This window comes from Companilactobacillus paralimentarius (assembly GCF_963227125.1).
GTDB classification, from domain to species: Bacteria; Bacillota; Bacilli; order Lactobacillales; family Lactobacillaceae; genus Companilactobacillus; species Companilactobacillus paralimentarius.
The window spans coordinates 570,505-595,162 of sequence record NZ_OY724131.1 but is presented as its reverse complement, the minus strand read 5'-3'; the positions used below and the strand labels follow the sequence as shown (position 1 = coordinate 595,162).

At 35.4% G+C, this 24,658-nt stretch carries 22 protein-coding genes; 5 read left to right on the top strand and 17 right to left on the bottom strand.

Annotated elements, in window-relative coordinates:
• Position 1: 1 nt before the first annotated feature.
• From ACI6PB_RS02780 to ACI6PB_RS02765, 4 genes are all read left to right on the top strand, one after another.
• Positions 2-1,330 (top strand): PTS transporter subunit EIIC, encoded by a 1,329-nt coding sequence (locus ACI6PB_RS02780; RefSeq protein ID WP_309511194.1) that lies wholly within the window; start codon positions 2-4, stop codon positions 1,328-1,330.
• Positions 1,330-2,217, top strand: coding sequence for an alpha/beta hydrolase (locus tag ACI6PB_RS02775; RefSeq protein WP_404327740.1), 888 nt, complete (start codon positions 1,330-1,332; stop codon positions 2,215-2,217). Before ACI6PB_RS02780 ends, ACI6PB_RS02775 begins: the two co-directional genes overlap by 1 nt.
• Positions 2,218-2,489: 272 nt before the next feature.
• Positions 2,490-3,599, top strand: a complete 1,110-nt coding sequence (locus ACI6PB_RS02770; protein WP_404399121.1) for a GHKL domain-containing protein — start codon at positions 2,490-2,492, stop codon at positions 3,597-3,599.
• Positions 3,600-4,346, top strand: coding sequence for a LytTR family transcriptional regulator DNA-binding domain-containing protein (locus tag ACI6PB_RS02765; RefSeq protein ID WP_056955870.1), 747 nt, complete (start codon positions 3,600-3,602; stop codon positions 4,344-4,346). It abuts the gene before it with no gap.
• 76 nt (positions 4,347-4,422) lie between these two features.
• Here the strand turns inward: ACI6PB_RS02765 and ACI6PB_RS02760 are convergent, their stop codons facing one another.
• The 10 genes from ACI6PB_RS02760 to pcrA all read right to left on the bottom strand — a co-directional run bounded on the left by ACI6PB_RS02760 (position 4,423) and on the right by pcrA (position 16,151).
• A complete protein-coding gene (locus tag ACI6PB_RS02760; protein ID WP_025084862.1) occupies positions 4,423-4,647 on the bottom strand; it encodes a helix-turn-helix domain-containing protein in 225 nt (74 codons plus the stop codon).
• A gap of 97 nt (positions 4,648-4,744) precedes the next feature.
• A complete protein-coding gene (locus tag ACI6PB_RS02755; RefSeq protein WP_025084863.1) occupies positions 4,745-4,930 on the bottom strand; it encodes a hypothetical protein in 186 nt (61 codons plus the stop codon).
• A 183-nt stretch (positions 4,931-5,113) separates the two neighbouring features.
• Positions 5,114-6,472 carry a 23S rRNA (uracil(1939)-C(5))-methyltransferase RlmD gene (rlmD, locus tag ACI6PB_RS02750; protein ID WP_025084864.1) on the bottom strand — a complete coding sequence of 453 codons (1,359 nt, stop codon included), beginning with the start codon at positions 6,470-6,472 and terminating at the stop codon, positions 5,114-5,116.
• A 59-nt stretch (positions 6,473-6,531) separates the two neighbouring features.
• Complete coding sequence (locus ACI6PB_RS02745) at positions 6,532-7,542, bottom strand: diacylglycerol kinase (RefSeq protein ID WP_025084865.1); 1,011 nt, start codon at positions 7,540-7,542, stop codon at positions 6,532-6,534.
• A 12-nt stretch (positions 7,543-7,554) separates the two neighbouring features.
• Positions 7,555-8,985 carry an Asp-tRNA(Asn)/Glu-tRNA(Gln) amidotransferase subunit GatB gene (gene gatB, locus ACI6PB_RS02740; protein WP_025084866.1) on the bottom strand — a complete coding sequence of 477 codons (1,431 nt, stop codon included), beginning with the start codon at positions 8,983-8,985 and terminating at the stop codon, positions 7,555-7,557.
• Positions 8,985-10,442 carry an Asp-tRNA(Asn)/Glu-tRNA(Gln) amidotransferase subunit GatA gene (gene gatA, locus ACI6PB_RS02735; RefSeq protein ID WP_025084867.1) on the bottom strand — a complete coding sequence of 486 codons (1,458 nt, stop codon included), beginning with the start codon at positions 10,440-10,442 and terminating at the stop codon, positions 8,985-8,987. The genes gatB and gatA overlap by 1 nt, the downstream gene beginning before the upstream one ends.
• On the bottom strand, positions 10,442-10,741 hold the full coding sequence (gene gatC / locus ACI6PB_RS02730) for an Asp-tRNA(Asn)/Glu-tRNA(Gln) amidotransferase subunit GatC (protein ID WP_025084868.1): 300 nt from the start codon (positions 10,739-10,741) through the stop codon (positions 10,442-10,444). The genes gatA and gatC overlap by 1 nt, the downstream gene beginning before the upstream one ends.
• Positions 10,742-10,754: 13 nt before the next feature.
• Positions 10,755-11,888, bottom strand: a complete 1,134-nt coding sequence (locus ACI6PB_RS02725; RefSeq protein ID WP_404327738.1) for a CamS family sex pheromone protein — start codon at positions 11,886-11,888, stop codon at positions 10,755-10,757.
• Between the two features lie 10 nt (positions 11,889-11,898).
• A complete protein-coding gene (gene ligA / locus ACI6PB_RS02720) occupies positions 11,899-13,917 on the bottom strand; it encodes an NAD-dependent DNA ligase LigA (protein WP_404327737.1) in 2,019 nt (672 codons plus the stop codon).
• A gap of 14 nt (positions 13,918-13,931) precedes the next feature.
• Positions 13,932-16,151, bottom strand: coding sequence for a DNA helicase PcrA (gene pcrA, locus ACI6PB_RS02715; RefSeq protein ID WP_404327958.1), 2,220 nt, complete (start codon positions 16,149-16,151; stop codon positions 13,932-13,934).
• A 581-nt stretch (positions 16,152-16,732) separates the two neighbouring features.
• Here pcrA and ACI6PB_RS02710 point away from each other — a divergent pair.
• Positions 16,733-17,965: an ISL3 family transposase gene (locus tag ACI6PB_RS02710; protein WP_227005137.1), complete on the top strand. Its 1,233-nt coding sequence runs from the start codon at positions 16,733-16,735 to the stop codon at positions 17,963-17,965.
• A 186-nt stretch (positions 17,966-18,151) separates the two neighbouring features.
• Here ACI6PB_RS02710 and purB read toward each other — a convergent pair whose 3' ends face one another.
• The 7 genes from purB to rbsK form a co-directional block, all read right to left on the bottom strand.
• Positions 18,152-19,447: an adenylosuccinate lyase gene (gene purB, locus ACI6PB_RS02705; RefSeq protein WP_404327736.1), complete on the bottom strand. Its 1,296-nt coding sequence runs from the start codon at positions 19,445-19,447 to the stop codon at positions 18,152-18,154.
• A 3-nt stretch (positions 19,448-19,450) separates the two neighbouring features.
• Complete coding sequence (locus ACI6PB_RS02700) at positions 19,451-20,581, bottom strand: ATP-grasp domain-containing protein (protein WP_025084873.1); 1,131 nt, start codon at positions 20,579-20,581, stop codon at positions 19,451-19,453.
• 19 nt (positions 20,582-20,600) lie between these two features.
• Positions 20,601-21,182: a xanthine phosphoribosyltransferase gene (locus ACI6PB_RS02695; protein ID WP_025084874.1), complete on the bottom strand. Its 582-nt coding sequence runs from the start codon at positions 21,180-21,182 to the stop codon at positions 20,601-20,603.
• Positions 21,183-21,233: 51 nt separating this feature from the next.
• The gene (locus ACI6PB_RS02690; RefSeq protein WP_025084875.1) at positions 21,234-21,881 is read right to left on the bottom strand and encodes a glycoside hydrolase family 73 protein; all 648 of its coding nucleotides are present in this window, start codon (positions 21,879-21,881) and stop codon (positions 21,234-21,236) included.
• A 96-nt stretch (positions 21,882-21,977) separates the two neighbouring features.
• On the bottom strand, positions 21,978-23,177 hold the full coding sequence (locus ACI6PB_RS02685; RefSeq protein ID WP_404327735.1) for an MFS transporter: 1,200 nt from the start codon (positions 23,175-23,177) through the stop codon (positions 21,978-21,980).
• Positions 23,178-23,324: 147 nt separating this feature from the next.
• A complete protein-coding gene (locus ACI6PB_RS02680; protein ID WP_010020786.1) occupies positions 23,325-23,525 on the bottom strand; it encodes a cold-shock protein in 201 nt (66 codons plus the stop codon).
• A gap of 189 nt (positions 23,526-23,714) precedes the next feature.
• On the bottom strand, positions 23,715-24,623 hold the full coding sequence (gene rbsK / locus ACI6PB_RS02675; RefSeq protein ID WP_404327734.1) for a ribokinase: 909 nt from the start codon (positions 24,621-24,623) through the stop codon (positions 23,715-23,717).
• Positions 24,624-24,658: the final 35 nt, after the last annotated feature.

Sequence of the window (24,658 nt, the reverse complement as noted above, 5' to 3'; positions counted from 1 at the left end):
TATGAAAATTCAATTCAATAATAAACTCGAAAAAAAATTAATTTTGGGGACTCTTAAGCTTCAAAAATTTTTTATCTACCGTGTAATCCAACGTACATTACTTTTGATCTTTCCCTTTGCCCTATTTGGAAGTTTTGTCAAAATAATTCAAACTGTCGTTATTGGTAAGGAAGGCTTTTTAACCGATGTCTTTCCTGACTTGAGTAACGACTTTATTTATCGGCAAATTGATAATATTACTACCGGTTTATACAACTTATCTTTAGGTTGGATCTCAGTGATTGCTATCTTCGGAGCTGCCAAATATACCGCCAAACATTTCAATCGTGATGATCAATTGGCCGGTATCACCGCTATGAGTGCTCTATTGATTATCGATTACAGTTATTCCAAAGTTCAAATATTTTCTTTTCATCCACAAATATTAGGCATGCACGGCTTACTTTTAGCCATTATTTTAGGAATATTCATCGGCTGGATTTTTAAAAAGACCAGTCGTCCCGTACCTGATTATGCCAAACTGGGCGGCGCATCAAGTGTTATCGAGCGTTCCTTTATTTCTGCTAAACCAATCGTTATTTCACTGCTAATTGCGATGCTCTTTAGTACTCTAATCAACGTCACCTACTATGCCGAAGCTCCTGGCAATTACATTAATGCGCTTGCTTCCGAGTACACCTCAAAAAGTCCTTTAGGTCAACTATTCAAAACTTTTATTTTTTCTATTTATACTTTGGTTATGTCATTCTTTGGTTGGTCCGGCACTTATTCATCTGCTGGCACTGAAAAAATGGACACTCTTTCAACCGTTAACTTAAACTATGCTTTAAATAAACACACCGCTTGGAATGCTCCCAATCCCTTTACTAGTTCGGCTCTCTATCATGCTTTCGCGACTTTCGGCGGAACTGGTGCTGTTCTAGGATTGATCATTGCTATTCTGATAGTTGCTAAAGATGAAGATTTTCAAACAGTCGCACGTTGGGCGATTATTCCCAGTCTTTTCAACATTAGTAGTGGTCTCATGACCGGAATACCAATACTTTTCAACATTATTTTTCTGATTCCTTTTATCTTGGCACCTATTGCTAATATGACCATGGCAGCTTTAGCAATTCAATTACATTTAATGCCCCCTAGCGTCTATCCTGTGCCGATTGGAACTCCGGGTCCACTAATTGCCTTCATTGGGACAAATGGTAGCTGGCAGGCCTTAATATTCTCCATTTTAGCTATCATAATTTCCGTTTATATTTATATTCCCTTTGTCAAAATGGCCATTAAAGTTAAGGACTTTGATAATTTGAGTCTTGAAGAAGGTGCTAACTGATGCACACACGTACTTTAAGAAAAAATAAAAATTTCAAATACTTAATCGCTATGCTGCTATTCTTTATTATTTTAGGAATTCCATCTTACATTTGGACGCGAAAGAATGTTACAACTTTGGCCGGTCGTTACAATTCACCAATGACACCAATCATCATGATTCCTGGTAGTAGCGCTTCTGCCAACCGTTTCGATGATTTAGTTAAAACCATCAATAATAAGTATGGTGAACACCACAGTATCTTAAAATTAACCGTTCACACTGATGATTCAATTACATATAGCGGTAAAATTCGAGCTAATGACACACAGCCTTTCTTTGTTGTCGGTTTTCAAAATAACGAAGACGGCTATTCCAATATTAAGAAGCAGGCTCGTTGGTTCAATATTGCATTCAATGCTATTAAGAAACGCTATCGTTTCAACAGTTTCAATGCTTTAGGTCATTCCAATGGTGGACTAATTTGGACGATGTTCTTAGAGAACGATTTCAATGACTCTAACTTAAATATCAACCAACTATTAACCGTTGGAACACCCTATAACTTTGAAGAAAAAAACACCTCCAACCACACGCAAATGCTCAATGATCTAATTAAAAAACGGGATAAAATACCTAATAATATGACTTATTATTCCATCGCCGGGACTCAATTATATTCTGATGATGGCATCGTACCATTAGGAAGTGTTGATGCTGGTAAATATATTTATGAAAGTCAGGCAAAGCACTATACATTGATCACTTTAACCGGTAACAAAGCACAACACTCTGATATGATTGCTAGTAACCAATTTATTACCATCTTTCATCAATATATAATCGGTAACGTTGTCTACAATCCTAATTCACCCGATAGTAAACAAAGTGCCATTGCCTCGCAATAATTCTTGTATTAAGCCGTTTTTTTAAATACAATGAGTTTATGGTATATATAGACTGGCAACTTGAATGGATTGCAAACTTTTTTATGCTGTTCGCAATTTTACAATTAAAACATTATTTTATTAGAAAATTTTCACTCAGATTTTTTCTTGCCGATATAGCCTTGGCTTTAGTCTTTGGTTACATCGGTTTATTTTTTGATGAACTATTTGTACTCTTTTTTATTGGTGCCATTTTGATTTTTAATTGGTGCGTTAAAAAATATCGAGCCAATATGCAAAACTCAATTTCCTTGATCATGGCGGCCAATATTGAATTGGTTCTATTTAGTTTGGGAACCTACTCAGCTAGAATTCTCTTTTTCATTGCTTATAACCAATGGCGCTTAACTCTTTTGGAAACTTATCAAGAGTACTTTATTCCAATTTCTTTAGTCATCAACTTGCTCTATCTACTCATCGTTATCTTAGTTTTCGAACATTTTCGTTATCAAACCATTAAATTATGGCTTCAAATTGAAAAGTATCATCTAGGAAAACGTGTTTTAGTCTTATCACTGGGAATCTTTATTTCATTCATGGTTATTATGATCATTAGTGATCTCCAATCCGTGACGGCTACTATTCAAGCCAGCTTAATTCTAATTTTCTCCATCCTTTTGATCTTCGCTTACTATCAGTTGACCGTCTTCGTTCATGCGATTGCGATTCAAAATGAAGCTCGGGAAAAATTAACTTACAATAAACAACTAAATGAATATCTAACTAGTGTGCAACAACAGTACACTGAACTTCGAAAATTTAAACACGACTTTCAAAACATCATGTTAGCTATCAAGCCGATTATTGATCAAAGTGATTCTCAAGAATTGAAGGATTATTATCGCGATATCACTAAGGAAAAAAGCGAAATGTCCTTAGTCAGTCGAGGTAATATTTCTCAGGCTCAAGCTATCGACAACGATCTAATTCGTGGCCTAATCATTCAGAAATTCTTTATTGCTAAAAGTCGTCAAATCGATTTTCATCTAGAATTGAGTCAGGAGCATTATCAATTTAAAAATGAAGTTCTAATTATCATCCGTATTCTAGGTATTCTAATCGACAATGCATTTGAGTATGTTGAAGAGATTGCCGACAAAGAGGTTACTTGTGCTATTACCCAAACTGAAAATACTACTGAGATTACAATCGATAATCCATTAAATGAAAATATTAACCTGAAAGATATTTTCCAAAGTGGCTATTCGACCAAAAAAAATCATTCAGGCTTCGGTTTAGCCAATGTCAGAAAACTAATCAATGAATCTGACAATCTTTATTTAGAAACCAAAACTATCCATGGTCATCTTATGATGACACTAATTATTGTTGGAGGTGACTGAATGTATCCCATTTACTTACTAGAAGACAACGAACTACAACGAAATAAATACGCTGAATTCATTCACAATGGTATTTTAATTAACGACGCTAATATGTTTTTAGAGGTAGTTGCTGGAACTACCACTGATTTTCTCAATCAATATAATCCAAAAAAACAAGCACTTTACTTTTTAGATATGGAAATTTTGAATGATAAAATTGCCGGTTTAAAAATAGCCGAGAAAGTTCGTCAAAATTCTCCACTCTCACAGATAGTTTTCATAACAACTCATGACGAATTATCCTTAACGACATTAGAACGAAAAATTGCCCCAATGGATTACATTTTAAAAGATAATGGTCTGGAAAACATCAAACAGAGTATCACTGATGATATCCAGAAAACTCAACATGAATTGCGCGAGTATAATCATTTATCAAAAAACGTATTAGATTACAAAATCGGAAGTCGTTATTTTTCAATTTTAATGGATGATGTTATTATGCTTTACACTAACAAAGATGTACCTGGAAGAATTTTCATCATTACCAAATACCAATTAGCTGAATTCAATGGTTCATTAAATACTTTTGAAAAAGATTATCCTAATCTCTTTCGTTGCAATCGAGGATTCCTAGTCAACCTCGACAATACTATTAACTACGACAGCAAGACCAGAATATTATCCTTTATCGACGGTTCAACCTGTGAAGTTTCATTCAGAAAAAACAAAGAACTAATTAAATTAATGTCTAAAAACGATTAAAGCCTCCCATTCAGAGTATTTTACAAACTCTAAATGAGAGGCTTATTTAATTACTATTTAAATTTTTGAAACAGCTTTATCTGCCAACCAAAGTATCCAGACTAACACCGTAAACATCGGCAAATCGCATCATCATATAAATATCGGGAGTTCTAGTATTATGCTCATATTTGGATATGGTCGTAATATCTACATGCAACATTTTTGATACTTCACGTTCTGATAAATTACGTTGCTTACGACATTCTCTTAAATTATCACCTAAAAAAATTGTATTACGATCCAATATAAATTCTTCCATAATGTTCCCTCGATTCTTGATCATGAAGACATTATATTTCAGAAATAATAAGTGAAACATAAAATACTTATGAACGTAGCATTTTTACCGATTAACGTTAGTGAAAGATCCGAAGAACACCAAAAACAATGGCAAAAGCTCCAAAAAGCATACTAAAAATTACCGCAATCAATGAAAATATCATTGGTGTTGACTGTTTTTTCATATTATCAAAATACTGCTTAGAAACTATTAACTGCCAAATGCCTAAAGCTATGGCACCGATACCGATTATATAATTCATCTTATCATCCCTAATTCAAGAATTTCCTCAATCAAATATTACACGAGTTTTATCTTTTTATGAATAAATTTGCTGATTAAATATGATTGCAAAAAAGGTGTTCATATTAACCGTTTAAGTTCGATTGATATGGACACCTTTTAAAAAAATTATCTCAAACAAGAATTGAGAATATGGAACATTCTACTTCTTTGTCAAAGCAACAACACTTTCAATGTGATTTGTCATTGGGAACATATCAACTGGTGTTACATCACCAATGTTATATGTATCACTTAACAATGATAGATCACGTGCTAGAGTTGCTGGATTACAACTGATATAAACGATCTTCTTTGGTTTGATATTCTTTAATGAGTCCATCAATGAATTTGCCAAACCTTTACGTGGAGGATCAACCATCAAGACATCAACTGACATCTTGTTTTTAGCCCACTCATCCAAAACATCCTCTGTCTTACCAACAACGAAGTCAGCATTTTCAATACCATTCAATTTAGCATTTTGATCGGCATCTTTAACGGCGTCCTCAATTACTTCAATACCAGTAACGTGTTTAGCTTTGTTAGCCAATGAAAGACCGATTGTACCAATACCTGAATAGGCATCAACTACTTCTTCTTTACCAGTCAATTCAGCTTTATCAATAGCTAATTGATAAAGGTTTTGTGTTTGAACTGGATTTACTTGGTAAAAAGATCTTGGCGAAATACGATATTTGTGTCCTAAGATCTTATCATCAATATATTTCTTACCAGCTAATAAGGTCATTTCTTGACCGAAAATAACGTTGGTATTTTTTGAATTAACATTCAAGTACAATGACTTAACTTCTGGATTATCCATGATTTCTTTAGCAATATCTTTGTAATGTGAAATATCACGAGTTCTTGAAACTAGAACTACCATCATTTCATTAGTAAAGTAAGCACGGCGAACCATGATTGTTCTAATTTGACCTTTTTGATTTTGTTCATCATAGCCACGAACCTTGTATTTACGAAGAATATCACGTACCTTGATGATTTCTTCATCAATCTTAGTATCTTGAATCAAGAAGTTTTCCATTGGTACTAGGTCATGTGAACGACGACGATAGAATCCAGTAGTCAACTTACCATTAACTTGACGAACAGGTACTTGAGCCTTGTTACGATAATTAAATGGTGATTCCATACCTAAAGTTGGATTAACTGTAATGTCTTTTAAGCCCATTTTACTGAAGTCAGTTACAACTTGATTACGTTTGAATTCAAGTTGCTTGTCGTACTTCAAATGGCTCAATGGAGCAATTCCTGTTTGTGCATAAACAGCATCAATATCATGAACACGATCAGGAGATTCCTTCACAACATTCAAAGTTCTCGCAAAGCCGAAATTCTTATTGATTCTAGTTATCACAGCATTAACTGTTTCACCAGGCAAAGCATTATCAACAAAAAGTGTAAAGTCATCAACCTTAGCAACACCCTTACCCTCATATGATAAGTCTTGAATATCTAAATCTAATTTTTGATTCTTTTTTAAGTTTGGTTTTTCCATTTTTCACCTATACATAGAAAAAAGAAGTGTTCAAAACTGATACACTCCCAATTTCTTTTTTATTTCTTATTTTTATTCTTATTGTCAAGATTTCGTTCTTCTTCGATAATCTTCTCGCCAGCATCTTTTTCACTAAGCGTTGGAGTATCACGTGCTTTAAGCGGAATTGAGTCAACATTAGCATAAATGTTCAAATGATTATGCAAATTGATAAATTCCATTGGTGCATCCCCACCGTACTCACCATCAAGGTTAACCATCAAGCGACTTTCATCATTTGCATGAACAGAAATTCGTTTAGTTTTAGTATAAATAACCTTAGGATTGTAAACGTGACGACCACCATTTAGGACTAAAGCAATTAAATGAACTAAATCTCTTAAATTAGTTTCTTTAACAATAATCAAAGAGAAAGTTCCATCACCAATAACTGAATTAGGGGCAATTTGTTCCATACCACCAATTGAATTAGTTAAACCAATTAGAAACATTGTGGCTTTGCCATCAAAAACACCATCGTCATATTCAATGTGCATGTCAACTGGACTAACTCGAGGTAACATTTCCGCACCCTTAACCAAGTAAGCCAAATAACCCAAAATAGATTTATAAGCTGATGGTACTTCATAGGTTAACTCAGTCATTGAGCCACCACCGGCAATATTAATAAAGTACTTCTTACCTGCTTGACCAATATCAACTGGTAATTTTTGACCCTTTAAAATAACCTTGGCAGCTTCGACAACATCATCTCGTGGAATCTTTAAGGCACGAGCATAATCATTAGTTGTTCCGGCAGGAATAATTGCCAATTCTGGACGTTGCTCTAAATCAGCAATACCATTAACAACTTCGTTAATAGTTCCATCACCACCGGCAGCAACGACTAAATCGAAACCTTCTTTTGCTACTCTTCTGGCCTCATTTTTGGCTGAGTTCTTTTTTGGTGTAGTTCGGTAAGCACTAGCCTCATAACCAGCTTTTTCAATAATATTCAAAATGTCCCCAACATTACTGTTCATGGTCTCATGACCTGAAGTTGGATTATAAATAAGTCTAGCACGACGCATATCTTTCCCTCACTAACGACTCTTTAACTCTTCCATCAATAGCTTATTAGCAACCTTTGGATTAGCTTGTCCATGTGTTTGTTTCATGATTTGTCCAATCAAGAAACCAACGGCACGATCTTTACCATTCTTAAAGTCATCGATTGATTGTTGGTTATTATCAAGAATTTCCAAAATCATTGGCTTCAATACGGCTGGATCAGATTCTTGGACAAGTCCCTTAGACTTAACCCATTCCTCAGGTTCAGTACCATTACTAATTGTTTCTTGGAAGACTTTCTTGGCAATCTTAGAAGAAATTGTACCATTTGAAATCAAATTAATCATCTTAGCCAAGTGTTCTGGTGTCAACTTAGTATCGAGCAAGCCGATTTTCTTATCATTCAAATATCCATTAACTTCACCCATTAACCAGTTAGAAACTAGTTTTGGATTAGCTTTATATGAAACAGCTTCATCAAAGAAATCTGACATTTCCTTAGTATCTGTAAGAACGCCTGCATCATATTCAGGAATACCTAATTCGTTGATATAACGCTCACGTCTCTTAGCAGCTGTTTCAGGTAAGTTAGCTTTGATCTCTGAAATCCACTCTGGTGAAATTTCAAAATCTGGTAGATCTGGTTCTGGGAAGTAACGATAATCATCAGCACCAGACTTAACACGCATTAAGAATGTTTCGCCAGTCTTTTCATCAAAACGTCTTGTTTCTTGATCAATATGTCCACCTTGCTTCAAAATAGCAGCTTGACGTTGCTCTTCATAGGCAAGACCTAACTTAACATGGTTAAATGAGTTCAAGTTTTTCAACTCAACCTTAGTACCATAATCCTTTGATCCTACAGGACGAATAGAGATATTAGTATCGACACGCATTGAACCTTCTTCCATCTTAACATCGGAAGCACCAGTAAATTGAACAATCTTACGTAGATTTTCAAGATATTGATAAGCTTCTTCTGGTGAATGCATATCAGGCTTTGAAACAATTTCAATCAAAGGTGTACCCTGACGGTTCAAATCAACATATGAATAACCGTTGTTACCGTGGGTATTCTTACCAGCATCTTCTTCAACGTGAAGTTCTTCAACACCGATCTTCTTCTTTTTACCATCAACTTCGATCTCAATGTAACCATCATGTCCTAATGGCTTATCTTGTTGTGTAATTTGGTAAGCTTTGGGATTATCTGGATAGAAATAGTTCTTACGATCAAAGTGAGTATGATGTTCAATTTCAGCATTTAGAGCTAAAGCTACCATGACACCTAAACGGTAACCATTTTTATTTACAGTTGGTAATGTTCCTGGAAAACCAAAGTCAATAACGTTGGTATTGATATTAGATTCAGCACCATAAGCAACTGGTGAAGGACTGTACATCTTGGACTTTGTCTTTAACTCAACGTGGACTTCTAGTCCGATAGTTGTTTCAAAATTCATTAGTCTTCCCCCTTGAGTGCAGTTGGTATTTTTTCATAGAATTTATTTTCTTCTTGCAATGCGTAAGCAGCATTGAAAACAGATTGTTCATCAAATGGACGACCAATAATTTGTAGACCAACAGGTAATCCGTCAGCAAGTCCTGCCGGAACAGAAGCAGCTGGAAGTCCAGCCAAGTTAGCAGGAATTGTTAAGATATCGTTCATGTACATTGCCAATGGGTCATCAACTTTTTCACCAATCTTGAAAGCAGGTGTCGTTGTTGAAGGTCCCATAATCAAATCATGGTCTTTAAGAACATCATTCATTTCATTAATGAAGAGTGTTCTAACTTCCGCAGCCTTTTTGAAGTAAGCATCATATGCACCAGCTGATAGAGCAAAAGTACCAAGCATGATACGACGTTTTACTTCATCGCCAAATCCTTCTGATCTTGATTTAACAAATAAGTCTTTGATATTTTTAACATCTTTAGCACGGAAACCATATCTGACACCATCATATCTTTGAAGATTAGATGAAGCTTCACTAGAAGCTAGAACATAGTAAACCTCAACAGCATGCTTCAATGAAGGTAGACTAACTTCGTCCACAGTAGCACCCATCTTCTTATATGCATCTAATGCCTTATTAACATTTTCTAGAACTTCTGGATGAGTACCTTCATGCCAAAATTCCTTAGGAACAGCAATTCTAACGCCGCTCATATCTTTACTTAAGTTTGCACGATAATCAGGAACTGGCTTTTCAGAACTTGTTGAATCATGTTCGTCATGACCAGCCATTGCTGAAAGAACAGTAGCTGAATCTTCAACACGTTTTGAAAGTACACCGACTTGATCCAAACTTGAAGCAAAGGCAATAACACCCCAACGTGATACACGACCATAAGTTGGTTTGATACCAAAGATACCGTTAAAGGCAGCAGGTTGTCTGATTGAACCACCAGTATCTGTACCTAAAGCAGCTACAACTTCGCCAGCAGCAACAGCAGCAGCAGAACCACCTGAAGAACCACCAGGAACACGACTTAGATCCCAAGGATTAACAGTAGTATCAAAATATGATGTTTCAGTAGATGAACCCATAGCAAACTCATCCAAGTTAGTCTTACCAATATCAACTGCGCCGGCAGCTTCTAGTCTTTCTAAGACTGTGGCACTGTAAACAGGCATAAAGTTGTATAAGATCTTACTTGCAGCAGTAGTCTTGATACCATTAGTTACGATATTATCCTTAAATGCAATTGGAATACCTGACAAAGGTCCTTTAATACCATCTTCGTCAATTTTTTTAGCAGCTTCAGGAGCTTTATCATTTACCGTAATAAATGTATTAAGTTTCTTTTCATTAGCATTAATTTTGTTAATTGCATCATTAGCTAATTCTTCAGCAGTTACATCTTTATTGACCAATTTGTCATGTAAAGAAGCAATTGTTTCTTTTTTGATGTCCACTATTCATCATCCTCCTTGTCAACAATTGTTGGAACTTTGATAAGGTTGTTATCAGTTTCCGGAACATTTTCAAGCATTTGTTCTCTAGTTTGAGTACGAATACCCTTATCTTCACGGAAGACAGTATTAGTGTCACCCATATTATATGTTGGTTCAACACCAGTTGTATCAACACTAGATAGCTTACTTTCCATGTTAACAATTTTGTCCAATTGACTAACAAAACTATCAACTTCACTATCTTCAAATTTCAAGTTAGCCAATGCGGCAACGTGCAAAATTTCATCTTTTGAAATCATAAGTTTCTCCTTTTTAATCTGCATTATAAACGTGTGAATTGAACTTACCATTAGTACGAGTAACAACAGCTTGTTGTGCATCAACTGTTTGAATATTAATATCTAAATCAGCTCCAGATGGTAAGTACTTCGAAGCACTTTGTTGCACAAATTGTGTAAAACTAGTAATTTGAGCTAAACCATCAAATTGAGTATTGATAGTTACATCCATCGACTTCAAATTAGTACCATCATAATGTGCTTGAGCTGTTACACCTGATAAGTTAGGGAAATAATCTTGAATGTTGTCTTTAAAATTGGTAAAGGCATCTGAATCACTACTATTAATAGCATTCTCACCATTAACAGTTGGTAACATTTGATTCTTATAACCTAACGTAGACCAATTACCTAAAGAACTACTCTTGCTTACAGCATATTGGAAATATGTTCCACCTACTAATGTATCCTCTGGAGCAACGGAATACAAACCAACAACGATCGGAATATTACCAACTTGTTTATTTGCTCTTAGACGTTTAACAACCTCTTGAGCAATACGTTGGCCTTGTTCCTTTTGTTGTTCAGTACTAATATTTGTCTTGTAAGTAGCACCGTATTGCTTCTTTTGATAATAATCAACTTTGTTCATTGCAATACCGATCGACATTCCGGCCAGTTTATATTTGCCATCCTGTTTAGTAAGGTAATCTTCTTCCAACATTTGTTGGAAATACATTGGTGCACGTTTAGTCTCATCAGTTGAACCATTTGATGCAGGATTCAAACCAGATGAATTCTTTTTAGACTTTCTTGCCAACCAATTAGTTACTGTACTAGCGGATAATACTTGACCTTCTTGGAAAACATATGAATTAGTTGAAAATTGTTTCTTCGACAAACTCATCAAGCCACTTTCGAAACTTCTACTATTAAATTGATTAGAATTATCAGCAGCAGTAAGTCCTGAAATAGGGCTAGTTTTATATTTTCCACCACTTAACAAAACATCGTAACTACTTGAGTCAGATGAAGATGTTGTCTGAACTGTACTTTTACCTGTATCTCCACCACCTGATGACAAACTCGAATTTTGTAAGTTACCACAGGCAGATAAAAGTAGTGCACACATCAGCAATAACGATGTAGTTTTTAAGAATTTTTTCAAAACTGTTCTCCTACTCTTTGTCATTATCCAGATAATCGAATAATGTTGTTTCATCAATAATCTCTGTTCCCAATTTTTGAGCTTTGGCTAATTTACTGCCGGCTTTTTCACCCGCAATTAAAATATCGGTCTTCTTAGTAACTGAACTTGTAACATTAGCACCAAGATTCTCCAAAATCTCTGATAATTGTGAACGTTTATAATTTTTTAAGGTTCCGGTTATAACAATTATTTTATCAGTAAAATGACTATTTGTTTCATTAGAATTAGAACTACCGATAAAATTCATATTAACATTTACTGATTTTAGTTCATTTATCAACTTTTTAACATCATCATTTTCAAAATAAGTTGAAATACTATTAGCAATTATCTCACCCATAGTATTAACTTCAAGAATTTCTTCAGACGAAGCTTTCATTATACTATCTAAATCGCCAAAATGCTCAGATAAAATTCTTGCTGCCTTAGCACCAACATGACGAATACCTAAGCCAAATAGTAATCTTTCAACCGAATTAGCCTTGGAATTATCAATAGCCGTCAATAAGTTATTAATTGATTTTTCTTTGAAACCATCTAAAGTAGCTAGATCATCTGCAGTCAATTTATATAAATCAGCAACATCCTTGATTAATTCTTTCGTATATAACTGTTCCACAATCTTGGGACCTAAACCATCAATATTCATCGCATTTCTAGAAGCAAAATGTGTTAACTGTTCTTTAACTTGGGCTGGACACTTGGGATTAATGCAACGCAAGGCCACCTCATCTTCTAGATGAATCAACTCCGAACCACAATAAGGACAGTGGGTAGGAATTTCAGCAGGAACAGAATCCTTTGGTCGTTTGCTCAATACAACCTGCGAAACCTCAGGAATAATATCACCGGCTTTATGCAGTAAAACTGTATCACCGATACGAATATCCTTTTGACGAATCATATCTTCATTATGTAATGTCGCACGTGAAACAGTTGTCCCAGCAAGACTTACTGGATCCATTACCGCAGTTGGTGTCAAAACACCTGTCCGACCAATAGTCCAAGTAATATCGTGAACGATTGATTTAGCTTGTTCTGGTGGAAATTTATATGCAATTTCCCAACGGGGGACCTTAACAGTATTGCCTAGTTCACGTTGCAAAGCTAAATCGTTAACCTTTAAAACGACACCATCAATTCCGTAATCAAGATTATCTCTAATTTCACCATAATGTTCAATAAAATCTTTAACGCCCTTCAATCCGGTAGTAACTTGAGCTGTAGGGTTAACATTAAAACCTAATTCTTTCAATGTTTCTAGAGCCTGATGTTGTGTTGTAACTTCTAGACCGTCAAATGTAACAATCGTATACATAAATGTATCTAATTTTCTAGAAGCCGTAATCTTCGGATCCAACTGACGAAGACTACCAGCAGCGGCATTTCTTGGGTTAGCAAAAACTTGATGTCCCTGACTTTCACGTTCCTGATTCAAACGTAAAAATTCTTTTTTCGACATGAAACACTCACCACGAACTTCAAATGATAACGGGCGACTTAATTTTTGAGGAATATCTTTAATAGTCTTAACATTCTCCGTTACATTTTCACCAATCGTTCCATTGCCACGAGTTGAACCTTGAACCAAGATACCATTTTCATAAATTAATGAAAGAGATAAGCCATCAATTTTTAATTCAACATTATAATCTACTTCATGTCCAACATTTTTTTCAATTCGATCATTAAACTCTGCTAGTTCAGCTTCGGAAAAAACATCCCCCATCGAAAGCATTGGAATATCATGCGTTACCTTGTTAAAATCTGGTAAAGTTTGATCCCCAACTTGTTGCGAAGGTGAATCAGGAGTGATCAATTCGGGATACATTTTTTCTAATTCTAGCAAACGATTATAAAGCTTATCATAGACATTATCTTCAACTACAGGAGCATCTTTTGTGTAATAAGCATCACGCCAACTATTCAGTTGAGGACGAATTTCATCTAATTCTTGACTAGCTTGAGATTTAGTTATTTCAGCCATGCTCTCACCCCTTATTAATCAGTTACTTTTTTAATTGGTGCATATTCAGCTAATAGTCGCTTGATACCTTGACTATCAAAGGCTACATCTAATTCAGCATTTTTACCTTCACCGTTAACTTTAACAACTGTTCCTTGACCCCACTTCTTGTGTTCAACCTTGTCACCCACATTCCAACTCAATTTTTCAGCACCTTGAGCACCTTTGGCTTTCAAAGTTGGTGAGGTAAAGGTTGCTGCTGTGGCGGCACGATGACGACGTTGACGATAATTTGGTTTGCTACCACCAAGATTACCTGCATTAGGGTTAACTTGTTCCAGCGCATCCTCATTGATTTCTTCAACGAAACGAGATGTTGGATTGTTCTGTGTACGTCCATAAAGTGTACGACTATAAGCATTAGTTAAGTATAATCTCTTTTCAGCACGAGTGATACCAACGTATGCTAAACGACGTTCCTCTTCCAAGTCATCTTCTTTAAGAAGTGAACGACCGAGTGGGAAAATGCCTTCTTCTAGACCTACCAAGAAGACAACTGGAAATTCTAGTCCTTTAGCCGCATGCAAAGTCATTAATGTAACTTCAGTCTGTTCTTCCTCAATATCATCTTGATCACTGACCAATGATAATTCTGTCAAGAAAGTTGTCAAACGAGTTTCATCAACTTCAGGATCTGGTTCGTAAGCTTGATCAAATTGAGTTGTAACTGTTAGAAGTTCCTCAATATTTTCCACACGAGCCTGTGATTCCAAATTATTTTGTTGCTTCAAATCATCAACATAACCTGAATCTTCCAATAAATGATTCATCAAAATAGTCATTGACTCTGTTTCAGCTAACTTTGTTAAATCATCCATTACTTTAGCAAAATGGCCGATTGTCTTTCTAGGTTTAGCTGCTAATGGTGATAGTTCAATATTTTCGGCTGCTTCAAGTAGTGACCAACCATGTTCATCAGCATAATTTTGTAACTTTTCAATTGTACCAGGTCCAATACCACGCTTAGGACTGTTGATAACACGTTGAAAACTCATTGAATCATCATGATTAGCAATTAGACGTAAGTAAGCCAAAACATCTTTGATTTCCTTACGATCATAGAATTTATGCCCACCAATAATCTTATAAGGCATGTTGGCTTGCATAAGCTTCTCTTCAAAGGTACGTGATTGGGCATTAGTACGATAGAGTACTGCAAAATCACCATAATTAAAGCCTTGTAACAATAAACTCTTGATTTGGTCGACGACGTATAAAGCTTCATCTGACTCATTTTGACCACGGTAGAACTTAATCTTCTCACCGTCATTATTATCGGTCCACAATTCTTTAGGGTTACGATTGGAATTATGGTTAATAACTTCATTAGCAGCCTTCAAAATGGTCTTTGTCGAACGATAATTTTGTTCCAATTTGATTGTTGTTGCTTCGGGATAATCCTTTTCAAAATTCATAATATTTTGAATATTAGCACCACGCCAACCATAAATACTCTGATCAGCATCACCAACAACACAAACATTACGATATTTGGCGCCCAATTGTTTGACCAACTTATATTGAGCTTCATTAGTATCTTGATATTCATCAACGTGAATGTATTGGAACTTTTCTTGATATTTTTCCAAAACATCAGGATTCTCATCAAATAATTGACTAGTTGTCATAATCAAATCATCAAAATCAAGTGAATTGTTACGATCCATAGCCTTAGCATAGGCATCATAAACACTAGCTACTGTTTGTTCATAAGGACTAGCAGCCACTTGTGCATATTGTTCTGGAGTCTGCAATTCATTCTTAGCATTACTAATCGTTCCCAAAAGAGCTCGGGGATCATAACGCTTAGGATCCAAGTTCATCTTAGTTAAGATTTGTTTCATCAAAGTTCTTTGTTCACTTGGGTCAGCAATCGTGAATGTCTTAGGCTTGCCCATCTTATCAATATCTCTTCTTAAAATTCTTACACAAAGAGAGTGGAAAGTTGAAACCCACACATCACTAGCAGATTCATCTAGTAATTTACCAATTCTTTCCTTCATTTCCTTGGCAGCCTTATTAGTAAAGGTAATAGCTAAAACGTGCCATGGCATAACATTTTTTTCTTCAATTAAGTAAGCCACACGGTGAGTTAAAACACGAGTTTTACCAGAGCCCGCACCCGCCATAATCAAAAGTGGTCCTTCAGTAGCCTTAACCGCATTCTGTTGTTCAGGGTTAAGACCTTTTAACATAGTATCGTCCAATTTATAAATCCCTCAAATCTTTGTGTAAAAAATTTAGTTTAACTTAAAATAGCTGTTTATATTGTAGCAAATTTTTGTGGTTAGAGCGAAAAACTACAGTCGAATTTAGAACGTATGTTTTTAAAAATTAATTAGAACGAGGATATACTTACTTTCCCATCTTCCGCAAGAATTGGAAATGTGGCGGAACGCCATGGGCACATTTCCAATTCTTACTCCAGACTGAATAGTACTCCTACCATTCTATTATCGTAAATTAAGATATCAATCATAAAAATACCCACATTTGGCATACTCTGCTGATTTGAAGCAAAACATAAAAACAGAAATATTAGCCCGGAATAAAAAAGCTGATTGGCTCAGTAGTGAAATTATGGCTGTACGATAAATAGAGTTGATAGGCATTTTGCCATCAACTCTATTTTTGTATACCATTTATTAATAAAACTATTTTAGAACATCAAAAAGACACCATCCATACCTTTAGATGTTCTACCCTCTACAGCTTCACAATGAAAGGAATTCGAATGATGTCCCTAAGTAATAAGTCTATACGAAACGCTCTTGAAATGAAAGATGAGAATATTATCTTTACTGAAGACTCAAAATTTATGTTAGTTAATGGCATCAAGTCCTTAGTCTATTTTGCAATGCTAACTAAACAGATTGACCGTTGTCTTAACTGTGGCCTTGCAGGCCACTTAGTTAAGAATGGATTTAATAAAAATATGATAGTCGCTCCATCATTATCATTACGTCCAACGTATATAAGTCTGAAACGTCAAAAGTATAAATGTAAATCTTGTAACTCTATCTTTGTAGCCAAAACTAGTTATGTTTGGGAATATTGTCAAATCGCACAACCTGTTAGACAAATGATCTTATCAGAAACTGCTTTTAATACATCATTGAAGGATATCGGCAGACGTTTTAACGTCTCCGATAAGACCGTTCAACGTATCATCGATGAAGAAGCCAAGATGCACAAGAAATCACTTCCTGAACATCTTCCTAAGCACTTGGCATTTGATGAATTTATGTCTACTGACAAGATGAGCTTTATTTGGTTAGATAGCGATAATCATCGTACGGGTGATATCTTGCCCAGAAGAACTTCATATCAAATCAGTAAATACTTCAGTCGATTTCCTTTGAAAGTCAGAAGACAGGTAAAAACTATTTCTTTGGATTTAAATGCCGGATACATTAATTTAGTACCAAAGTTGTTTCCAAAGGCCAAAGTCGTTGTTGATAGATTTCATATCGTTCAGATGATGAATCGTTCTCTCAATTCAACTAGAATACAGGTAATGAAACGAATGCCTAAAAGAAGTAAAGAATACTTGTTCATGAAGAGAGATTGGAAAAAATTCTTGGAATCATTCGATTCCATCGAAAAGATAAACCCTAAGTATCAGTACAGTGTTGGTTATTATGAAACGGATCTAAATTTAATCACAAAGTGTTTAGATTTGGACGAAGGTTTCGCCAAGTCCTACGAAGTATATCAAGATATTTTAAAGGCTATTAGAACAGGCGATACTGATACAATGAATCAGATACTACTCAATTATCATCCACTCAATACCGCTATGGATCAAACAATGACATCATTAAGAAAATATCGTAAACAAGTATTAAATGCACTGAAGCTTAAATATTCCAACGGATTTTTAGAGGGAATCATTGGAAGAATAAAAAAGATAAAAAGTAGTGCCTATGGATATCGTAGTTGGAACAACTTTACTGAACGTATAAATATTCAAATGTTTTGGCTTCGAGCAAGCTCATCAGCCAAATAAAAAAACAGCTAGACCATTTATGGTCTAACTGTTAACTTGAACCGCCATCAACTTGATTTGACGAACAGCCGAAATTATCCTTAGCAATTTACTGCTTAAGATAATTTCACTACGTTCCAGCCAAATCAGCTTTTTTATGGAGAGCGGCAATCAACCACTCATCCAAATAAACTTCAATTTAATTTTTTATTCTAATCCAACACGTTTGAATATTTCATCCACGTTACGTAAGTGCCAGTGATAATCAAAAGCATCATCCAAATCTTTTTCAGATAACTTATCAGTTACACGAGGATCAGCTTCTAGCATAGTACGGAAGTCTTTGTTTTCGTCCCACGCCTTAGCCGTCATTGGTTGAACAATATCGTAAGCTTGCTCACGGGCATAACCTGCTTCAACTAATTTAAGCAAGACACGTTGTGAATAAATCAAACCGTGAGTAATATTCATGTCTTCCAACATCTTGTCAGGGAAAACAGTAAGATCCTTAGTGATCTTAGTAAATCTTCTCAAAATGTAATCTAACAATTCAGTTGTATCAGGAATAATGACACGTTCAGCAGAAGAATGTGAAATATCACGTTCATGCCACAATGGAACATCTTCCAAGGCTGTGAATGCATGACCTCTGATAACACGTGCCAAACCAGTTACATTTTCTGAACCGATTGGATTACGTTTATGAGGCATAGCACTAGAACCCTTCTGTCCAGCAGCAAAGTATTCTTCAGCTTCTCTAACTTCAGTTCTTTGAAGATGACGTACTTCAAGGGCAAATCTTTCAATTGATGTAGCAATCAAAGCCATTGTCTGAATGTATTCTGCATGAAGATCACGTGGCAATACTTGTGTTGAGATTTCTTGAGCACGAATTCCCAATTTATCACAAACAAATTTTTCAACACTAGTAGGTACATTGGCATAGCTACCGACAGCGCCACTGATCTTACCTGCTTCAACACCCTTAGCGGCATGATCGAAACGTTCAATATCACGTTTGACTTCAGAATACCAGTTTGCCAAAACTAACCCAAAAGTAGTTGGTTCAGCGTGCACACCATGAGTTCTACCAATCATAACTGTATCTTTATATTCAAGAGCTTTTTGTTTAACTACTTCGAGAAATTCATTTAGATCTTCACGAATAATATCGTTGGCTTGCTTCATCAAATATCCATAAGCTGTATCCACAACGTCTGTGGAAGTAAGTCCGAAATGAACCCATTTTCTTTCGGGTCCTAAATAACGTGAAACATCTCTGGTAAAAGCAACTACGTCATGCTTTGTTTGTTTTTCGATCTCAGCAATTTCAGCTACATCAAACTTAGCATTTTGAGCAATTAACTTAGCATCTTCAGCAGGAATTTCGCCTTCTTTACTCCATCCTTCGACAGCAGCGATTTCTACTTCAAGCCAAGCTTGAAATCTGTTTTGGTCAGTCCAAATTGGTTTCATTTGTTCAGTTACATATCTATCAATCATGAATTATTCTACTCTCCAAATATTAGTTGTTAAGATATCATTTTTTAATTCTTCTATATCATCGGAAAAAATTGAAATATAACCGACATCCCTGTCAGCTTGATTCTTAGCTTTAAAACCTGTGTAATAGTTAAATTTCCATTGTGCCTTTTCCTGAAGTAAATCCAAACTCTGCGGCAAGATTCCTTCAATAATCTTCAAGGTTGCCGCATTGACCATTGGAAAGATTTCAGGAATTGGCCAATCACAAATAGCTCTGATATGTAATTCGAATTGAGAAATGCCTGTCGCTTCTTGATAAACATTTGCAGAATAATTAATGCCAGGAAATATTCGTTTAACGTACAAAACGCCTGAATCAGACAAGATAAAGCCAATTCCAAAGATTCCGACATAATTAATATTCTGTGCTATCAATAAAGCTACTCGTTGCATTTCCGCTTCAATTTCCGGATCGTTCTTCTTATATATGAAAGAACTCATCAGATGTTCACCATCATAAATCTCTTGAATCATTGGAAAAGTATGGATTTTTTGATCTTTACTCTTGCTTACCATAATGGAATACTCAGTCTTTGTTTCAATCCAAGCTTCCAAAATATAAGTTCCATCTTTCAACAATTTTTGTACACGTTCAACATCTTCATAATTATAAATAATATGACGTTTCAACACTTTTTGATTCTTTTGAATTGGCTTTAGAATACAAGGGAACCCAATCTCATCAATTGCATGTTTAATATCATCAACCGTCACAATTGAGAAAAATGGTGGAACGTTTATATTTAAATCATTTAAAAAGGTTCTTTCGATATAACGATCTTGAACAATTTCTAGTAGATCCGAACCCTGTGCAACATTAAAGTTTTTTGAAAGTTCCTTTAGGACACTACTATCAAAGTTCTCATCCATATACAAAAGAATGTCACTTCTATGGCCCAATTCACTTAGATTCTTACTGTCTTCTAATGTACCGACTAAATAGCTGTCAGCCGCTTGTGTAGCAATATCCTTTTCTTCGGATGTCAAAAGCATGGTCCTAAAGCCCATTCTTTTAGCTTCTAATTCAAAAAGATACGTTTCACTGCCGCCACCAATTATTCCTAATGTTTTACCGGGCGCAATAAAAGTCATAATTCCACCTTCTTAATTTCTAATCGTCTTCCTCACCGAAGACCACTTGTCCATTCTCAAAAGCTGTAATTCTAGCTAATGAATAAATTGGTGTACCTGATTTGTCGATCATTTGTCTTCCCTTTTGGAAAGATTTTTCAATCACAATACCGATACCTGCCAAATGTGCACCAGCCGCATCGATGATTGTATTTAAACCATTTACAGCCTGACCATTAGCCAAGAAATCATCAATAATCAAAACTTTATCACTGCTTGAAAGATACTTCTTAGCGATACTAATGTGGTTAGAAGTCTTCTTTGTAAATGAATAAACCTCTGATGAATAAAGATCGTCGCTCAATGTTACGGATTTGTGTTTTCTAGCAAAAACAACTGGTACTTGGAACTTCAAGCCAGTCATAACAGCTGGAGCAATACCTGAAGATTCAACCGTCAAAATCTTGTTGATGCCCTCATTCTTAAAATGTTCGTAAAATTCTTCGCCCATTTTTTCCATTAACATTGGGTCAATTTGATGGTTTAAAAAACTATCAACTTTAAGCACGTCTTTACCAATAACGCGACCATCTTTTTTGATTCTTTCCTCTAATTCCTTCATTACGTTCTCCCTTATTTAATAGAATAATTAGAGTCTATCATACTTTGTTTTTCACTTGATACCTTCATCGTACTTTTTAAGATTATATTTTTGTATAATCCGAATAATTTTACTTGTATAGCCCGGATCGGTCGCATATCCATCTGCTTGTAATGCCACCGCTGCATCAATATAATCCTTTGATTGTAGAACTTGCTTGTATTGTTGCGAGTTCCAAGACGTACCATTTACCAAAAGTTTTGTATGATCCTTCATTGACTCACGAAAATCCGAATAAACTCGGAAACGTCCATTGATTGTTACCCACTGACCGTCAGTATATTCCTTTGTCTGTAAAACTTTTGTATTTGAAGGATCATCACCTTTAATACCAAAGTAATTATTATACTGACTAGCTAGAGTACTGGAACCCCAGTTACTTTCTAAAATAGCTTGAGCAATCGTAATACTTGGTAAAACCCCGTAAGTTTGGCCTAATTCAACCGCATATGGCGAAATCTTTTTTATGAAAGCTGCGTGACTTTGCTGAACCATCTCAACTTGAGTTTCTCTCTTGTACTGGACATATCGACTGTATCCAAAGAAGCTGATAACAAATACAGCAACAATTGATAATAAAATTAAGGTCGTATTATTATTTTTTCTACTACGTTTGCGCCGATAATTTCGGTGTGCTGAGTATCTTCTCTTTTGTGGCAATTGATCTATCCCTTTTAAGTTTATTAACTCTAATTATAGCCGATAACTTTGAAATTTTTGTGATTTGAAAAATAATTTTAAAAATCGTTTAAGTTATCAACTTTTTAACTCAACTCGATGCTGTTTTGAATAAATCAACCAAGCCATTAAAGCCAAAATCTCAATAACCGCAGAAAATAGGAAAATGCTCTTATATCCAAAGCCAGTCGCTATCACAGCTGCCAACATCGGACCTAGAACGTTTCCCATTGCCTGCGCTGATTGATTATAACTGAAAATTCGTCCAAAAATAGAATTAGGGACATTTTGTATTGTTAGAACTTGAATTGAAGGAATCAGAGCTGCATCAGAAACTCCCAAAATAAACCGTAAAACTACTAATTCCCAAATATTTTGAACCATGCTTGTCAAAATTAAGCAAACAATTGCTGACGTTAAAAATATCAGCATACTCTTTAAAGCCCCTAATTTGTCGATCAGTCGCCCCACCAAGCCAGCCATAACGATTGTTGCCAACCCTGGTGCTGCCGAAACTACCCCCGTAATAATTACCAAGTTATTACTGCCAGGATCGATCTCCCTGACTAAAAGACTAATCATTGGTGTAATTGCATTAGTCGTTGCTTGCACTGCTAAGAGAGATCCAAAAAGGGCAAGAAAGAATTGCCAACCAATTTTTTTCATAATAGGTAAAACTGGTTGTAATTCTTTTTTTGTAATAGGTACAAAGTCTTCTTTTACTCCAAACAGTGTAGTTAAAAAAACTACTGCCATCAAAAAACTAGTGATAAAGAAAGATCCACGATAGCCAACACTTGTAGCTAAAAAACTACCTATCAAAGGTCCAATCAATAATCCGGTTATATCACCAGTAATCAATTTACTCATTACTCGACCGCGAATCTTTACCGGAGCTGAAACGGACATTAACGCGTTAGCATTATTAATATATCCAGAAAAGGCCCCTTGCATTGCTCGAAAAAACAATAAAAACCAAACATTTGGAGATAGTCCGACCATCAGAATCGTAAAGGTCATAACACCTGATGCCCGTAAACACATTAATTTTCTACCTTTAAGATCAGCCAATTTACCCCAAAGTGGTGAAACTAGAGCCTTACTCAGATAAGTCAAAGAAAAAGCTGCAGCTCCTAAAAGATTTAATTCGGTTTTATTAAAATTGCCCAGTGTTTCTATGAATAGAACAATAAACGGTAGAGTCATTGCATTTCCCAACCCCGTTATCAAACTGCCAAACCAGAGTATTCTAAAGTTTTTCTTCCAAGTCTCCTGCATTGTCATCATCCTTAATTTTTAAATATTAATGATAGACTAGCAATGTATAAATACTGTAAATAATAAGTAAAGATTTTAAAATTGCAAAAAAAAAGCTAACCCGTTGGGTTAGCTTAAAAGTTCAAAGTTTATTAAAGTTTTATATAATTAGTCCTTAACAACGTTTGAAGCTTGTGGTCCGCGATCGCTATCTTCGATATCGAAAGTAACTGCTTGGCCTTCTTCAAGGGTCTTGTAACCGTCGCCTTGAATAGCTGAGAAGTGAACAAATACGTCACTACCGTCTTCGCGAGTAATAAAACCATAGCCTTTTTCTGCGTTAAACCATTTAACTGTTCCGTGTTCCATAAGAGAATCCTCCTGAAAATAAATAATATATTAGTTGTGCATTATATCGTGGTACATTATGGAAGAAAGTCTAAAGTACGAAACATTCAAACCATCCGAACCATTCACCATTCAAAAATACAACTACTATAGTAACATGATTAACAACTTATTACAATCAAGTATATATAAAGTTTCCCCTATAAACGTTTAAATTTTTACATCATCAACGTAAGGAATTGAATTCTGCGCACCCTTTACTTGAACTGCCATTGACGAAGCCTTACTAGCAAACTTCATTGCTTCAACCATATTAGCCAAATTGGAATCCAACTTAGCGGCCAAATAACCAATGAATGTATCGCCAGCTGCGGTTGTGTCAACCGTAGAAACTTTGTAAGCGTCCACAAAAGATTCTTTACCATCAGTGTAATAAAGCGATCCCCTGCTACCAACAGTTATTATAACACGCTTTACGCCTAATTTATTCAATTTTACTGCAGAATTTATAATTGATTTTTTATCAACTGCCTTTACGCCTGTTATAGCCTCTGCTTCGGTTTCATTTGGAACAATAATATTGGTAAGCGATAACAATTTTTGAGGAATATCGGTTTTTGCTGGTGCTGGATTTAGTATAGTTACAACGTCATTTTGCTTCGCAATTTGGAAGGCAGCTAACGTTGCATTCAATGGTGTTTCAAATTGTGCAATCAAACAGTCAGTATTTTCAATTGCATCCCGAGCATTTTCTACATCATCTACTGTAATGGTCTGATTGGCACCACCATAAATTAAAATACTATTCTGTCCATCTTCATCTAATAAAATATATGCTTTACCCGTACCAGCCTCTGAATCAACTGTAATATATTTCATTTTTAGACCATCTTTTTTAAAAGTATCCAGCATGAAATCAGCTGAGTGATCTTGTCCCACTTTAGCTATAAAGGTGGTTTCTGCACCAGCACGCACTGCAGCAATTGCTTGGTTGGCACCTTTTCCACCGCCAGCTGTGAATTGATCACCCATTGCCATAGTCTCACCCGGTAAAGGCAATCGTGGAATATTTAAAATAGTATCCACATTAATAGAACCTAATACAACAATCTTTTTCATAATTCCATCTACCTTTTTATTTTTAATAATTTTAT

Coding starts and splice junctions, on each gene's coding strand:
- ACI6PB_RS02780 (WP_309511194.1), top strand. CDS start 2: ATGAAAATTCAATTCAATAATAAACTCGAAAAAAAATTAATTTTGGGG.
- ACI6PB_RS02775 (WP_404327740.1), top strand. CDS start 1,330: ATGCACACACGTACTTTAAGAAAAAATAAAAATTTCAAATACTTAATC.
- ACI6PB_RS02770 (WP_404399121.1), top strand. CDS start 2,490: ATGCAAAACTCAATTTCCTTGATCATGGCGGCCAATATTGAATTGGTT.
- ACI6PB_RS02765 (WP_056955870.1), top strand. CDS start 3,600: ATGTATCCCATTTACTTACTAGAAGACAACGAACTACAACGAAATAAA.
- ACI6PB_RS02760 (WP_025084862.1), bottom strand. CDS start 4,647: ATGGAAGAATTTATATTGGATCGTAATACAATTTTTTTAGGTGATAAT.
- ACI6PB_RS02755 (WP_025084863.1), bottom strand. CDS start 4,930: ATGAATTATATAATCGGTATCGGTGCCATAGCTTTAGGCATTTGGCAG.
- rlmD (WP_025084864.1), bottom strand. CDS start 6,472: ATGGAAAAACCAAACTTAAAAAAGAATCAAAAATTAGATTTAGATATT.
- ACI6PB_RS02745 (WP_025084865.1), bottom strand. CDS start 7,542: ATGCGTCGTGCTAGACTTATTTATAATCCAACTTCAGGTCATGAGACC.
- gatB (WP_025084866.1), bottom strand. CDS start 8,985: ATGAATTTTGAAACAACTATCGGACTAGAAGTCCACGTTGAGTTAAAG.
- gatC (WP_025084868.1), bottom strand. CDS start 10,741: ATGATTTCAAAAGATGAAATTTTGCACGTTGCCGCATTGGCTAACTTG.
- ligA (WP_404327737.1), bottom strand. CDS start 13,917: ATGGCTGAAATAACTAAATCTCAAGCTAGTCAAGAATTAGATGAAATT.
- pcrA (WP_404327958.1), bottom strand. CDS start 16,151: ATGTTAAAAGGTCTTAACCCTGAACAACAGAATGCGGTTAAGGCTACT.
- ACI6PB_RS02710 (WP_227005137.1), top strand. CDS start 16,733: ATGAAAGATGAGAATATTATCTTTACTGAAGACTCAAAATTTATGTTA.
- purB (WP_404327736.1), bottom strand. CDS start 19,447: ATGATTGATAGATATGTAACTGAACAAATGAAACCAATTTGGACTGAC.
- ACI6PB_RS02700 (WP_025084873.1), bottom strand. CDS start 20,581: ATGACTTTTATTGCGCCCGGTAAAACATTAGGAATAATTGGTGGCGGC.
- ACI6PB_RS02695 (WP_025084874.1), bottom strand. CDS start 21,182: ATGAAGGAATTAGAGGAAAGAATCAAAAAAGATGGTCGCGTTATTGGT.
- ACI6PB_RS02685 (WP_404327735.1), bottom strand. CDS start 23,177: ATGCAGGAGACTTGGAAGAAAAACTTTAGAATACTCTGGTTTGGCAGT.
- ACI6PB_RS02680 (WP_010020786.1), bottom strand. CDS start 23,525: ATGGAACACGGAACAGTTAAATGGTTTAACGCAGAAAAAGGCTATGGT.
- rbsK (WP_404327734.1), bottom strand. CDS start 24,623: ATGAAAAAGATTGTTGTATTAGGTTCTATTAATGTGGATACTATTTTA.